Origin of the sequence: Halosimplex litoreum (assembly GCF_016065055.1) — an archaeon.
In the GTDB taxonomy this organism is placed as follows: Archaea; Halobacteriota; Halobacteria; order Halobacteriales; family Haloarculaceae; genus Halosimplex; species Halosimplex litoreum.
On the sequence record NZ_CP065856.1, the window covers coordinates 502,259 to 515,532 of the forward strand.

At 69.9% G+C, this 13,274-nt stretch carries 16 protein-coding genes; 11 read left to right on the top strand and 5 right to left on the bottom strand.

All coding sequences use genetic code 11. The features are described 5' to 3' along the window. Positions 1-201: 201 nt before the first annotated feature. Positions 202-792, bottom strand: a complete 591-nt coding sequence (locus I7X12_RS02520; RefSeq protein ID WP_198062316.1) for a response regulator transcription factor — start codon at positions 790-792, stop codon at positions 202-204. A gap of 173 nt (positions 793-965) precedes the next feature. Here I7X12_RS02520 and I7X12_RS02525 point away from each other — a divergent pair, with 173 nt between their 5' ends. Together I7X12_RS02525 and I7X12_RS02530 are read left to right on the top strand one after the other, a co-directional pair. After that, positions 966-1,397: a hypothetical protein gene (locus tag I7X12_RS02525; protein ID WP_198062317.1), complete on the top strand. Its 432-nt coding sequence runs from the start codon at positions 966-968 to the stop codon at positions 1,395-1,397. 244 nt (positions 1,398-1,641) lie between these two features. After that, the gene (locus tag I7X12_RS02530; protein ID WP_198062318.1) at positions 1,642-1,893 is read left to right on the top strand and encodes a hypothetical protein; all 252 of its coding nucleotides are present in this window, start codon (positions 1,642-1,644) and stop codon (positions 1,891-1,893) included. Positions 1,894-1,977: 84 nt separating this feature from the next. Here the strand turns inward: I7X12_RS02530 and I7X12_RS02535 are convergent, their stop codons facing one another. Next, positions 1,978-2,907 carry a DMT family transporter gene (locus tag I7X12_RS02535; protein ID WP_232342987.1) on the bottom strand — a complete coding sequence of 310 codons (930 nt, stop codon included), beginning with the start codon at positions 2,905-2,907 and terminating at the stop codon, positions 1,978-1,980. Positions 2,908-3,150: 243 nt separating this feature from the next. On the opposite strand from I7X12_RS02535, the gene I7X12_RS02540 reads away from it, so the two are divergent. Further along, the gene (locus I7X12_RS02540; RefSeq protein ID WP_198062320.1) at positions 3,151-3,588 is read left to right on the top strand and encodes a metal-dependent transcriptional regulator; all 438 of its coding nucleotides are present in this window, start codon (positions 3,151-3,153) and stop codon (positions 3,586-3,588) included. Between the two features lie 210 nt (positions 3,589-3,798). Here the strand turns inward: I7X12_RS02540 and I7X12_RS02545 are convergent, their stop codons facing one another. After that, on the bottom strand, positions 3,799-4,947 hold the full coding sequence (locus tag I7X12_RS02545; RefSeq protein ID WP_198062321.1) for a site-2 protease family protein: 1,149 nt from the start codon (positions 4,945-4,947) through the stop codon (positions 3,799-3,801). 142 nt (positions 4,948-5,089) lie between these two features. On the opposite strand from I7X12_RS02545, the gene I7X12_RS02550 reads away from it, so the two are divergent. From I7X12_RS02550 to I7X12_RS02570, 5 genes are all read left to right on the top strand, one after another. Continuing rightward, complete coding sequence (locus I7X12_RS02550; protein WP_198062322.1) at positions 5,090-5,764, top strand: polysaccharide deacetylase family protein; 675 nt, start codon at positions 5,090-5,092, stop codon at positions 5,762-5,764. A gap of 3 nt (positions 5,765-5,767) precedes the next feature. Further along, positions 5,768-6,226, top strand: a complete 459-nt coding sequence (locus I7X12_RS02555; protein ID WP_198062323.1) for a hypothetical protein — start codon at positions 5,768-5,770, stop codon at positions 6,224-6,226. A gap of 75 nt (positions 6,227-6,301) precedes the next feature. Further along, entirely contained in the window at positions 6,302-6,988 is a 687-nt protein-coding gene (locus tag I7X12_RS02560; RefSeq protein ID WP_198062324.1) for a CehA/McbA family metallohydrolase, read from the top strand. Next, positions 6,985-8,121, top strand: a complete 1,137-nt coding sequence (locus tag I7X12_RS02565; protein WP_198062325.1) for an asparagine synthase C-terminal domain-containing protein — start codon at positions 6,985-6,987, stop codon at positions 8,119-8,121. The genes I7X12_RS02560 and I7X12_RS02565 overlap by 4 nt, the downstream gene beginning before the upstream one ends. Before the next feature lie 67 nt (positions 8,122-8,188). Further along, entirely contained in the window at positions 8,189-8,740 is a 552-nt protein-coding gene (locus I7X12_RS02570; protein WP_198062326.1) for a hypothetical protein, read from the top strand. 21 nt (positions 8,741-8,761) lie between these two features. On the opposite strand, the gene I7X12_RS02575 is transcribed toward I7X12_RS02570, so the two are convergent. After that, positions 8,762-9,229 carry an NUDIX hydrolase gene (locus I7X12_RS02575; RefSeq protein ID WP_198062327.1) on the bottom strand — a complete coding sequence of 156 codons (468 nt, stop codon included), beginning with the start codon at positions 9,227-9,229 and terminating at the stop codon, positions 8,762-8,764. A gap of 61 nt (positions 9,230-9,290) precedes the next feature. Next, positions 9,291-10,265, bottom strand: a complete 975-nt coding sequence (locus I7X12_RS02580; RefSeq protein WP_198062328.1) for a transcription initiation factor IIB — start codon at positions 10,263-10,265, stop codon at positions 9,291-9,293. Between the two features lie 447 nt (positions 10,266-10,712). Between I7X12_RS02580 and gatC the strand changes: the two genes are divergently transcribed. From gatC to I7X12_RS02595, 3 genes are all read left to right on the top strand, one after another. Further along, the gene (gene gatC / locus I7X12_RS02585; protein ID WP_198062329.1) at positions 10,713-10,997 is read left to right on the top strand and encodes an Asp-tRNA(Asn)/Glu-tRNA(Gln) amidotransferase subunit GatC; all 285 of its coding nucleotides are present in this window, start codon (positions 10,713-10,715) and stop codon (positions 10,995-10,997) included. A gap of 26 nt (positions 10,998-11,023) precedes the next feature. Continuing rightward, positions 11,024-12,316, top strand: coding sequence for an Asp-tRNA(Asn)/Glu-tRNA(Gln) amidotransferase subunit GatA (gene gatA, locus I7X12_RS02590; RefSeq protein ID WP_198062330.1), 1,293 nt, complete (start codon positions 11,024-11,026; stop codon positions 12,314-12,316). A gap of 70 nt (positions 12,317-12,386) precedes the next feature. After that, complete coding sequence (locus tag I7X12_RS02595; RefSeq protein ID WP_198062331.1) at positions 12,387-13,259, top strand: DUF7351 domain-containing protein; 873 nt, start codon at positions 12,387-12,389, stop codon at positions 13,257-13,259. Positions 13,260-13,274: the final 15 nt, after the last annotated feature.

A 13,274-nucleotide genomic window follows, 5' to 3' on the forward strand; every position in this document is an offset into this window, starting at 1 on the left:
CGGAGAGCCCGCAGGTCCTGCGCGAACGCCAGTGAGCACAGGGCAGGAAAATCGGTGATTTTCCGTGGTTCCGGAGCCCTCCCCGGGCATACCTTGCCGTCGCCTACGTCGCCGAGTCGGGACTGTCTCCATATCGGGCAGTTACGCTGGTCGTCGCGCGTGGCGCGGCAAGATGGACCGTCGAACTCCGGGGAGCGGCGCTCAGGCGTCGCCGGGGAACTCCTGAAACAGCGTCTCGAAGTCTTCGGCCTCGCTGAGGTCCGAGACCGTCCGGTCGGCCTCCTCGCGGAGGTGTTCGACGTCGGACTCGAGTCGCTCGTACTCCTCGCTGTCCTGGAGTTCGACGAAGTCCTTCTCGGCTTCGAGGGTCGCCTTCTTCGAGGCGAGCGAGAAGAACTCCTGCATGCGCTCGTCGTAGCTCTCGCGGTCGAGCATCCGCTCGGCCGCGCCGTGGAGGTCGTCGAGCATCACCGGCTTCGTCAGGTAGTCGTCGAACGCCATCTCGACGATGTCGAAGTCGGGGTCGACGGCGGTCACCATCACGACACGGCAGTCGAGCTGTCGCTCGCGAAGCGCCTCGAGAACCTCGTCGCCGTTCATCTCCGGCATCTGCCTGTCGAGGAAAACGATATCGAGCTCGCCGTCGGCCTGCTCGAGTGCCTCGTGGGGCCCGTACGCTGTCCTGACCTCGTACTCCTCGGCCAGCCAGGTCGAGTACAGGTCCGCGATGTCGCGCTCGTCGTCCACGACGAGGACGGTTTCGTCTTCGGAGTTGCGATTCGGCGTTGTCATCGTGAGTCCCGTGATTTGGACGGACCGATTATCGAATGTCGGGTGAACGAGCGCATAAAACCACCCCATCGATTATCATGTGTGAGAATAGATTCGGCCCAGCCTGGGGGATTCGACCCGTCCGGCCGGTGCTACCGACGGCGTTATACCGGCGAGCGCCTTGGTCTCCGTCGATGGATGGAGCGTCTGACGACCCGCGGCGAATCCGGACGCTGGCGGTGACCGGCGAAGACGTGATCGCCGCGCTAGAAGCCCGAGCGCAGCGCGACCAGCCGGTCGTGTTGCGGGCGACGCCGCCGTTCAGCGGTCGGATGCGGGCCCGTCTGCACGTGGGGACCGGCGAGTACGACGAATCGCCCGCGCCGCTGCACGTCGATCCGGGAACGCTGCTCGACGACGCGGCCCCGACGTACCCACGGCCGGCCGAGACGGAAGACGAGCTCCGGGCCGAGCCCGACACCGAGTACACCGTCGAACGCCACCGCGACCGCCACGAGAACGCCGTCGCGGCCTGGCGGGAGTCGGTCCTCGACCACGTCCGCGACACCGCTCCCGTCGAGACGCCGCGGGGCCCGCACGAAGTCGGGGTCTCGCTGCTCGGCTGAGCCGACCGCCCGACGGATACGTTCGTCACTCTATCTCAGGGGACTCCTCGATCGATCGACGCGACCGGCGTTGCGCGTTCGATAAAACGTCTCGCCGCGTCTCAGTCGGCGATGAAAGGAAGTCGGGGATCCGTAAAACGTCCCTACGCACGCGTCGTTCGTGTGAAACGTTGTGAAATAACCGGAAGACTCGGACGGTTATAAGGTAATACCGGGACACGGTGGAAGTACGAGGTTCCCCCGCATGTCAAGTCGCTCGTCCGACCTCACGTCCTCGCTGGACCAGGCCGATGCCGGCGTCGCAGACGTCGGCAGGAGTATCGTCGCACCGATCACCGGTGCCGCCTTCTGGGCGGCGATCGCACTCCCCTTCCTCCACTTGCCGCTGTTGCTGACGACGGGGCTGTCCGCCGAGCCCTACACCGACGCGTTCGTCGCCCTGCTGGCGTTGAACGTCGTCGCGCTCCTCGTCGGCCACCCGCACTACCGCGACTAACCACCCGAACGACCGCCCGGCGCCCCTCCAGCTGGCCGGTCTTCGGGACCGTCCTCTCGCGGGACGGCTCCACCCGCCTCATCGTCACGTATCGGAGCCGGAGACCGCCGCTCGCAGCCGCGGTATCTCCCGTTCGAGCGCCCGGCGTTTGATCAGGACGAAACCGACGAAGATGCAGCAAAAGCCCGCCGCGGTCCAGCCGTCGACGACCTCTTCCAGGAACAGGAAGCCGGTGACGGCGGCGAACAGTGGCGCCACGTAGGAGACGAGGTTGATCTCGACGGGACCGAGCCGCTCCAACAGGTCGAAGTAGAGGAGGAAGCCGGCGGCGCTGGCCCCGAGCGAGAGATACGTCAGCGACCATAGCGCGGTCGACGACCACGTTATCGCACCGAAGGACTCGCCCAGTCCGAAGCTGAGGAGGTGCATCAGGCCAGCGCCGCCGAGCATCGACCACGCCTCCATGGTCTCGATCTCGACGCCCGCGTCGATGGACGTGGTCACGACGCTGCCGAGCGCGAACGAGAGCGCCGCGGCGAAGACGAGCAACTGCGGTAGCGTCTCCCGGGCCAGAAAGGTCGCCGGGTCGGGCTGGGCGACGGCGACCACCCCGACGAGTCCGAGGACGATGCCCGCGACACCGACGGCCGACAGCCGCTCGTCGGGGAGCAGGCCGCGGGCGAACACCGTCGTCAGCACCGGCGAGAGGCTGACGATGACCGCCGCGGCGGCGCTGGTCGTGCCCTGCTCGCCGACGAACAGGAAGGCGTGATACGCGGCGATCAGCAGGACAGCACCGACGCCGACGGTCAGCCACTCGTCGCGACCGCGCGGACGCCAGCTGTCGGCCCGCAGGACCGCGTAGCCCAGCATCACGGCGCCGGCCACGTCGTAGCGCAGCGCCGCGAACAGGACCGGTGGGAACGCCGACAGCCCCGCCTTGATCGCCACGAACGCGGAGCCCCACAGCGCCGACAGCGCCAGGAACAGCCCGAGGTTCCGGTACCTGGACACGCTCCGTGATTCGGGCGAGCGAGCCTGAAGCTTTCGCATCTGGACCTGCGACGATTTCGGATCCGGGCCTGAGAGGTGGGCCCGACTCCGGTGTCAGAGCCGACCGCGCCGAGCGGCCCGTCTCGTTTCGGCCGGCCTAAAATCCGGAACACATTTATATTATTTAGGTTAGCCTAAAACCATGGGGCTGGAGCCGTGCGCGTGGATCGACGGCGGCGAGCGGCGGGTCTCGGCGGAGGGACGATGAGCGGGGCACCGCAGTATCTCCTGGCGATCTACATCGAAGAACACCGGCGCGGTCCGCCGATTCCGCCGGGACGTCTCGCGGAGATGCTGGAGCGGTCGCCGGCGGCGGCGACGGAGATGTGCCAGCGGCTCGCCGAGGACGGCCTCGTGTCCTACGAGGCCTACGAGGGCGCCACGCTGACCGAGTCGGGGCGCGACCGGGCAGCGCAGTTGCACGAGACGTACGTGACCGTCTCGTGGTTCTTCCGCGGCGTGCTCGACCTCGACGAGTACGAGACGGAGGCGATGGCGTTGGCCGGGCTGGTCAGCCCGACCGTCACCGAGCGGCTCGCGGCGGCGCTCCCCGCCGACGCCGCGGCCGAGTCCGGGGTCGGAGGGTCGGTCGATGGCACCGACACGACGGACTCCGACCCGGACGATCCCGACGACCGGTAGCGCCGGGGCTCGCCCGGCTCGGCTCCGACGTCGACGACTGAACCATCGCCAGAGCGGATCGAACGCTCGCGACCGACGGGCCCGGACTTCGTGGTCGTCGTCCTCTTCGACGCGAGCACCCGGCGACTGACGGCGCTCGTCGGCGGCGACCGGGGGATCGAGGAGAACTTGCTCGACGAGCGATCCGGTGTCGGCGAGCGAAGCGGACCGTCAGAACGCCTCTCGGGTCCCGATCTCGACGCCGTCCCGGCGGAACTGCAGCACGTGCGCGAAGTCTTCGGCGGAGACGAGCCCGACCACGTCGCCGCCGTCCTCGACGAACGCGTACCCCGACGGGTTGGTACTCAGCTCGACGAACGCGTCGAAGGCGGGCGCGTCGAGCGCGATCCGCGGCAGGTCGTCGGCCGCGATATCGCGAACCCGCGTGGTGTCGTGGTCGTTCGAATCCGTCCGCCGGACGGCGTCGAGGGTGACGACCCCGACGGTCTCACCGGCGTCGGCGACCGGGTAGACGGTGCGGCGGTCGCGGATCATCCGGTCGGTGAACGCGGCGACCGACTCGTCGGCGTCGATAGGGTCGACGTCGAGCCGTGCTACGTCGCGCACGGTCAGGTCGGTGAGCAGACCCTGGAGCATCACGGTCCGGGACTCCGTCGAGGCCGCCCCGTAGATGAACAGCGCGAGCAGGAGCAGCATCGGCGCGACACTGAGGACGCCGACGACGGCGAACAGCACGGCGAAGCCGGTGCCGAAGCGGGCGGCGGTCGCGGTCGCCGTCTCGTACGGTCGAGTGCGGGCCAGCAGCGCCCGGAGGATCCGCCCGCCGTCCATCGGGAACGCGGGCAGGAGGTTGAACACGGCCAGCAGGAGGTTCGTGACGACGAGCCAGCCGAAGACGAACCCGACCACGGTAGCCGAGCCGGGGACGGCGAGCAGGAGCGCGTAGCAAGCCACCCCGGTGAGGACGCTCGTGATCGGGCCGGCGATGGCGATCCAGAACTCGCGGTTCCACTCGCGGGGCATCTCCTCCAGGGCGGCGATGCCGCCGAGCAGCCAGAGAGTGATCGACTGCGTGCCGATGCCGTAGCGGCGGGCCGCCCAGGCGTGACCGAGTTCGTGGACGCCGACGCTGGCGAACAGGCCGACCGCGGCGCCGGCGCCGATCACCCACGGCGTCGACCCCGCGGTGAGCGTCGCCACGTCGAACGGCGCCGGCGCGAAGGTGTTGACGATATCGGCGTAGACGTCGATCTGGGTCCCGCTCCCGATGATCCACGCCAGGATCGGGAGGAAGACGACCAGAGAGACGTTGATCCGGATAGGGATCCCCCAGACCGAGCCGACCGTGAAATCTCGCATCGGTCCCATCGACGGGATGAACCCTCAAAAGACAGGGGGACACGCCGACGGAACCGGCGGGGGCGCGTCGACCAGCGGTTCGACGGGGCGCCGCCCGGCTGCCCGGTAGTTTTTCCTGGCTCCTCGGGAGACAGTACGGTCGATGACGACAGCCTATCTCACCGTCGACGACGCTCCCTCGGCGACGCTCCCGGAGAAAGTCGCCGTCCTCGACGACTACGGCGTGCGGGCCCTCTTGTTCTGCGAGGGCCAGCGGCTGGCCGACCACGCCGACCACGCCCGCCGAGCCGTCGAGGCGGGCCACCTGCTCGGGAACCACGCCTATCACCACAACTCCGCCTCCGATATCGCCGTCGACGACTTCGCGGACGAACTCGACCGGACCGAAGCGGCCATCGACGAGGTGTACGAGAGCGCGGGCGTCGACCGGCCCGCGAAGCTCTTCCGGTTCCCCTTCGGCGACAAGGGGGACGACCGCGCCCCGGCGTTCCAGACCGTCCTCGCCGAGCGGGGCTTCCGCCCGCCCGCGGCCGACGCCATCGACTACGACTTCTGGGCCGACCACGCGGGCGACCGCGACTGGTTCTGGACCGTCGACGTGGAGGACTACAACGTCGACACGAAGGAAGCGCTCGCGGCGAACGTCGCCGACGCCGCCGACCGGCTCGACGCCGACTCGAACGACATCCTCCTCTTCCACGACGGCGGCAACTCCCCGGGACAGTTCGAACACTACCTGAAACTGCTCGACGAGCGCGGTGTCGCGTTCGGCGACCCGCTGGAACTGATCGGCGGCGACGCGTCCGCGGACGACTGACCGATGGTGGGCAGCGAGCGAGCGATGGCCGACCTGCGCACCCGCGCACTCGCGACGGTGCTCGTCGGCGAGCGGTCGGCCGCGGTCGGCGCGATCACGGTCGCCGCGGGACTGTTCGGCGCCGCGACGGGTCTCCAAGCGCTCGCGGCGAGCGGTGCCGTCCCGGCGGTCGCAGTCACACCCGTGACAGCGGTGCTGGCGACGACGACGGTCGCAGGGCCGGTGCTGGCGATCGGCGCCGCCTACCGGCGCGGCGGCCTCGCGGGCAGTCTGTCCCTCGCCGCCGCTCCGGTAGCAGGCCGGGTGGCCTACTTCGCGCTGTTCACCCCGAACGCGGTGGTCGCGCTCCCGGGATCGTTCGAGGGGTCCGGCGCCGCGACGTTCTGGGCGCCGGTCGTCCTCGCGCTCGGGGTCGTCGGGTTCACCGTCGGAGCCGCCGCGCGGCGGCTCCTCGACGGGTGAGACCGGGACCGCCGTGTACTCGCGGGTGTGGCCGGGACCGAGTCGCTTTTGCCGACACCGACGCAATCGTCGCTCGTGCTTTCGGTCGAACTCCACGCGCACTCGGCGGCCTCCTACGACGGCCGCGACTCCGTCGACATGCTGCTGGAGCGGGCGGCCGCGGTCGGCCTCGACGCGCTCGCAGTCACCGACCACGACGAGGTGTCGGCCAACGACGTGCTCGTCGACCGTGCGCCGGAGTACGGCCTCGTCGGCATCCCCGGCGTCGAGGTCTCCAGCGCCGCGGGCCACGTCCTCGGGCTGAACGTCACCGACGCCATCGAGCCCGGCCTGCCGTTCGACGAGACGATCGAGCGGATCCGCGACCAGGGCGGGATCGCCGTCGTCCCCCACCCGTTCCAGGAGATGCGCAGCGGCGTCCTCGCGAACGTCGGGAAGGCCGAACTGCGGGCGGCCGACGCCGTCGAGGTGTACAACTCGCGACTGGTGACCGGCTACTCGAACCGGCAGGCCCGCCGGTTCGCCGAGCGTTACGACCTGCCGATCACCGCCGGCAGCGACGCCCACGTCAGCGACATGGTCGGTCGCGCGGTGACGCTCGTCGAGGCCGAGGACGCGACCGTCGAGTCGATCTGCGACGCCGTCGCCGACGGTCGGACGACGCTGCAGACGCGGCGCACACCGTGGCTCGTCAGCGCGCGACAGGCCTACGGGAACACGCGACGGCGGATCCGCCTCGCGCTGGACGGGCTGTTCTCGTGAGCGACGCCCGCGCGTCGGACGCCGACGGCGACCGCCTCCGCGGCGCTGCATCCGACCGCGTCCGTCGGGCGCTCGCAGACGGCGACCCACTTCCAGGGACCGCCGGGTTCGCCGGGAGCGTCGACGACCGGATCGTCCGCGACGTCCTCGGGCGCCAGCCCGTCTTCACCGAGGCGGACGACCCGTCGACGTGGAGTTTCGACCCCGCGGCCCTCTCGGATCCCAGCCCCGTCCCAGCCGGTCACGCCCGCGGCCAAGAGGGAGACGAACGGGTCTGGTCGCTGCCGAACCCGGCCCCCGCGACCGACGAGCGGGCGGCCGTGCGAGCGGTGCGGTCGGCGGTCCGCGGGGCGGTCGACGACACCGCGACCGAGGGGCTGGCGGTCGCGTTCTCCGGCGGCGTCGACTCGGCGGCGCTGGCCGCGCGGCTCGACGCACCGCTGTACGTCGCCGGCTTCCCCGAGAGTCACGACGTGGAAGCCGCCCGGACCGCCGCCGCGAAACTCGACCGCAACCTCCGGGTCGTCGAGGTGACTCACGGCGACATCGAGCGAGCGGTCCCCGACGTCGCGGCGGCGACGGGTCGGACCAACGCGATGGACGTGAGCATCGCCCTCTCCCTCTATCTCGTCGCCGAGCGAGCGGCGGCCGACGGCTACGACCGGCTCGCCGTCGGGCAGGGGGCCGACGAACTGTTCGGCGGCTACGCGAAGGTCGCTCGGGCGCCCGCGGACGACCGCGTCGCGGCCGACACCGTCCGCGGCGCCCGTCGAGAGGTCGTCGGGACGCTCCCGGACCAGCTGGAGCGGGACGTGCTGGCGCTCCGGAGCGCGGGTGTCGAGCCCGTCGCGCCGCTGCTCGACGACCGCGTGGTCGCCGCCGCGCTCGACCTGCCCGGGGACCTCCTCGTGACCGACCGCGGCGAGCGCAAGTGTGCGCTGCGGCTCGCCGTCCGCGAGTGGGTCCCCGACCCGGTGGCCTTCCGCGAGAAGAAGGCCGTCCAGTACGGCAGCCTCGTCTCGCGGGAACTCGACCGGCTGGCTCGGCAAGCGGGGTTCAAACGGCGCATGGACGACCACGTGGGGCGGTACGTCGACTCGCTGTGTCGATCGCCGGAGGGAGACGGCGCGTGACCTATCGGTCGGCTAACGACAGGAGCTAAGGCGGTCGACCCGGTAGCGGCAGTAGGACGAATCGGCGATGACAGGACGCGTACTCGGGGCCGCCGACCGCGCCGTCTCTCAGGAGGGGATGGCCGCGCTCGGGTTCGGCCTCACGGTGTTGATGATCGCCGTCGCCGGCGGACTGTTGATGCAGTCCGGCGACTCGCTGTCCGACGGCGGGCCGATCCTCTCGACCAGCGCCGAGCCGGTCCACGCGACCGGACCGGACAGCGGGTGGGTCCGGGTCACACACGAGAGCGGCGACACCGTCGACGTGGCGGACGTCGACATCGTCGTGAGTCTGCCCGACCACGACAAGCGGGCCAGGTTACACGGTCTCCCGACCGAGCGGCTCACGCAGGACGACTACAGCGGCAACCACGTCTTCACGCGCGGTCGCGCCGGTATCGACGGCGCGATCGCCGTCGCCAGCGGCGACGACGCGAAGCTGGAGGCCAGCGACGAGATCGCCTTCCGGATCGAGCAGCGGCGCGTCCCCCTCGAACCGGGCCAGACCGTGACGGTCACGCTCCGTCACACCGAATCCGAGACCCGACTCGCGAGGGAACGGATCGACGTCGTGGAGTGACGGTCCGGTCGGGCCGAGCCGCTACTCCCGGACCGTCTCGATCGCCCGTTTCCCGATCTCGGCGACGTCCGGGTCGAGCGCGTCGGTCGCTTCGAGGTCGTCGGCCGAGAACCAGCGCCAGGCGTCGGCGGGCTGTTCGCCGTCGGCGGGGTCGATCTCGCGGGTGTCGGCGCGGGCGTAGTAGACCAGATCGACGTGCTGGTGGCCGACGAAGTCGTCGTGGACGTTCACGTCGGCCAGCTGGAAGTGCTGTGGCTTGGGGAGCGCGTCGACGGTCGCCGAGCCGACGTCGTCGCGCTCGGCGACGAGGTCGGCGTCGAGACCGGTCTCCTCGCGGACCTCCCGGAGGCCCGCCTCGTGGGGGAGTTCGTCGCGGTCGACGTGGCCCCCGGGCGGGAGCCACTTGCCGAGCCCGTCGTGTTCGTGGAGCGCGACGGCGCCGTCGCTGACGACGTAGACGGTCGTCGTGTAGTGTCGGGTCGTCTCCATGGGGGCCAGAGGGTCACCCGCGGCTTCGGTATTGTGAAAGCGACCGGCGCGAGACCGCGCTTCAGGGCGCGGTGAACTCCTCTTCGGCTTCGAGGAGCTCGTGGTAGCGGTTGCGGATGGTCACCTCGGAGATGTTGGCGACCTCGCTGACCTCGCTCTGTGTGACCTTCTCGTTGGCGAGCAGCGAGGCGGCGTAGACGGCCGCGGCGGCCAGGCCGACCGGGGACTTCCCGGAGTGGACGCCCTGCTCTTTGGCCGTGTTCAGGAGCTGGCGCGCCCGGCGCTCGACCTCGTCGGGCAGGTCGAGGTCGGAGACGAACCGGGGCACGTAGCTCTCGGGGTCGGCGGGCTGGATCTCCAGGGACAGCTCGCGGACGACGTAGCGGTAGGTGCGGGCGATCTCGTCCTTGTCGACGCGGGAGACCGCGGCGATCTCGTCGAGGCTGCGCGGCGTGCCGGCCTGGCGGGCGGCGGCGTACAGCGCCGACGTGGCTACGCCCTCGATCGAGCGACCGGGCAGCAGGTCCTCGTCGAGCGCGCGGCGGTAGATCACGGAGGCGGTCTCGCGGACGTTCTCGGGCAGGCCCAGCGCGCTGGCCATGCGGTCGATCTCGCCCAGCGCCTGCTTGAGGTTGCGCTCCTTGGAGTCGCGTGTGCGAAACCGCTCGTTCCAGGTACGCAGTCGCTGCATCTTCTCTCGCTGGCGCGAGGACAGGGAGTTGCCGTAGGCGTCCTTGTCCTGCCAGCCGATGTTCGTGGAGAGGCCCTTGTCGTGCATCATGTTCGTCGTCGGCGCGCCGACGCGAGACTTCTCGTCTTTCTCGCTCGCGTCGAAGGCGCGCCACTCCGGACCGGGGTCGATCTCGTCTTCCTCGACGACCAACCCGCACTCCTCGCAGACCGTCTCGCCGTGCTCCGCGTCCGACGCGAGGTTCCCCCCACATTCCGGACAGACGAGCGCTTCGGACTCCCCCTCGTCTCGCTCGCGGGCCTCTTCGCGTTCGCTCGTGTGGCGTCTGATAGTGGTGTCGGTCATTGGTTGCAAACTGTGCGGGGCGAACCCCGCCAAAACCGTCTCACCGGATTATGTGTTGAGTACCAGGCGACTTAAATCTTTCCCAAAATTGGCCCAAGATCGAACGTCTCTGCTCGAAGGTACTTAATCTATCGATCCGGGCAGCCCACAACCGCGGACCCGATGGAAGGAAACGGCCAAAACGGACCGATACAGGCCGTAAGGGCAGCGTATTCGCGTACCGAACACGATCGTTCGTCGCCGGACAGATCCGGTCGTGTTCGTCGACGATCCGGCGATCGGGGGTCGAAATCGGCGTTCTCGTCGGCAATCGCGGCTGGCGCGCGCGGCGGGGTCCGACCGCGATCCGGTGTGTGTGTGGGGCTCGGGGTCCCTCTATCGCGAGCGCGCGGTCGGCAGAGGGCGGGCATCGAAACCCTTACCGCCGGCCCACGCATCGCGTCGGCCATGAGCGAGGAGGAGAACGCGGTCGAACCCGAGGAGGTGCGCCACGTCGCGGAGCTGGCGCGCATCGACCTCGACGACGAGGAGGTCGACCGCTTCACCGACAAGTTCGCCGACATCCTGGAGTACTTCGAGACGCTCGACGAGGTGCCCGAGGTCGACGCCGAGGAGGAGTTGGCCAACGTCATGCGCCCAGACGAGGTGCACGACGGGCTCTCCCAGGAGGAAGCGCTCGACAACGCCCCGGAGTCCGAGGACGGCTACTTCAAGGGCCCGAACGTCTCGTGAGGACCGACCGCCAGCGATAGTTACACATGAGCACGGAGTACAACGGCTACATCACGACGGAGCGAATCGACGGCGCGAACGACGGTCCCCTCGCCGGGACGACCGTCGCCGTCAAGGACAACATCTCGACCGAGGGCGTCCGCACGACCTGCGGGTCGGCGATGCTCGACGATTACGTCCCACCGTTCGACGCGACGGTCGTCGAGCGGATCAAAGATGCGGGCGCGACCATCCCCGGCAAGACCAACATGGACGAGTTCGGGATGGGCACGACCACCGAGACTTCGGCCTTCGGCCCCACCGAGAATCCCGTCGCCGAGGGCCACGTCCCCGGCGGCTCCTCCGGCGGGTCGGCCGCGGTCGTCGCCGCCGGGGACGCCGACATGGCGCTGGGAACGGACACCGGCGGCTCGGTCCGCGCGCCCGCCGCCTTCTGTGGCGTCGTCGGCATCAAGCCCACCTACGGCCTGGTTTCGCGGTACGGCATCGTCGCCTACGCCAACTCCCTGGAGCAGGTCGGACCGATCGCGCCCACGGTCGAGGAGGCGGCGCAACTGCTGGAAGTCGTCGCCGGCCCCGACGAGCGCGACGCCACCACGCGCGACGCCACCGAGGAGGTCGGCGAGGGTGCCTACGACTACACAGCCGCCGCGGACGGCGACGTGGACGGCCTCGACATCGGCGTTCCCACCGAACTCCTCGACGGCGCCGACGAGCGCGTCACCGAGGTGTTCTGGGACGCCGTCGACGAGCTGGAGTCGCGGGGCGCCAGCTACCACGAGGTCGACCTGGAGTGTCTGCGGTACGCGGTGGAGGCGTACTACGTGACCGCCATGAGCGAGGCCTCCTCGAACCTCGCGCGCTTCGACGGCGTCCGGTACGGACAGTCGGGCGGCTACGACGGCAACTGGAACGAGACCTTCGCCCGGGCCCGCGAGGAGGGCTTCGGCGAGGAGGTCAAGTCCCGTATCCTGCTCGGTACCTACGCCCTCTCGGCTGGCTACCACGACAAGTACTACAAGAAGGCCCAGGACGCCCGCGCCTGGATCAAACGGGACATCAACGACGCGCTGGAGGACGCCGACGTGCTCGCCTCGCCGACGATGCCCGTCCCGCCGATGGAGATGGGCGAGAGCCTCTCGGACCCGCTGACGATGTACCTCGCCGACGCCAACACGACGCCGGTCAACCTGGCGAACCTGCCGGCCGTCTCCGTGCCCGCCGGCGAGACGGACGAGGGACTGCCCGTCGGGCTGCAGCTCGTCGGACCGGCCTTCGGGGAGAAGGAGATCATCCGCGCGGGCAGCGCGCTGGCCTGAGTTCGGGCGAGCGGAGCGAAAGACGGTCGGACACGAATTTTCAAGCCGCTGTAGCGACGACACCACCCGTATGAGCGACGGCGACGGCGGATCGACCGACCCGAGCGAAGCGTTCGGGCTGGTCGCGAACGAGACTCGTTTCTCGATCCTGCGGGCGCTGTGGGACCGCTCGGAGTGGGGCGACAGGGCGGAGTCGTTCGCGGCGATCCGTTCGGAAGCAGGCGTGCGCGACTCCGGACAGTTCAACTACCACCTCGACAAGCTCACCCCGGAGTTCGTCCGAGAGGTCGAGGAGGGGTACCGACTGACCGAGGCCGGCCGGCGGGTCGTCGGCGCGGCGGTCTCCGGCGTCTACACCGACCCCGACGTGACCGTCGGACCCGAGCCCGCCGGGGAGTGCCCCGGTTGCGGCGGCGGCCTCGAACTCCGCTACGAGGACGGGTACGTCCGCGTCGAGTGCGGCGACTGCGACGCGATGCTGTTCGACATGTCGACGCCGCCGGTGGTTGCCGCCGAGCGCGACGACGAGGCGGTCGGCGACGCGCTGGTCCGCCACGCGACCGCCGCGTTCCAGCGGATGAACCGCGGCTTCTGTATCTACTGCGACGGGCCGCTCGACCCGGTCGTCGAACCCCCGGACGACGCCGACGACGCGTCGGACCTCCGCGCCGAACTGTCCTGCCGAGCCTGCGGGCGGACCTTCGGCTGGAGCGTGGTCGCGGGGCTGCTCGACCATCCCGCCGTCGTCGCCATGCTCTACGAGGCGGGCATCGACGCCCGGGAGTTCCCCGTCTGGGGCGTCTACACCCGTCTCGACCGGGAAGTCGCCGTCGCGAGCGAGGACCCGATCCGGATCGAGGCGTCCATCGGCGTCGGAGACTACCGGATGGACCTTGTCGTAGACGGGGACCTGACGGTCGTCGACCACGAGCGAGCGCGGTGACTCGGCGGACCGGCC